This is a genomic window from Schaalia canis, assembly GCF_003858455.1.
GTDB lineage: Bacteria > Actinomycetota > Actinomycetes > Actinomycetales > Actinomycetaceae > Pauljensenia > Pauljensenia canis.
In genome coordinates this window covers 1-202 of record NZ_RQZF01000076.1, presented here as the reverse complement: position 1 = coordinate 202, position 202 = coordinate 1, and the positions used below count along the sequence as shown (strand labels likewise).

Annotated in this window: 1 protein-coding gene; it reads right to left on the bottom strand. The window is 60.9% G+C overall.

What is annotated here, in order from left to right:
* Nucleotides 1-202 (bottom strand): hypothetical protein (locus EII11_RS10715; protein WP_165867184.1); only part of this gene is annotated, 202 nt, incomplete at both ends.

Below are 202 nucleotides of genomic sequence, written 5' to 3'. Positions count from 1 at the left end.
GGGTGTCCTGGTCGAAGGTCCATCCCTTGATGGTTAGGGTTTGTGTGGCGCTGTTGGAGATGACCTCTTCAAAGTTCCCACGAGGGCTGGTGGGTTGAACGGTTTTAGGTGCCAGGGTGGTGGTGCGGCATCCGAGTGGGGTGTTGTGGCCTGCGCCTTGGTTGAGGGCGGTGACGCAGATGGTGTGTGTGCCGGGTTGGGC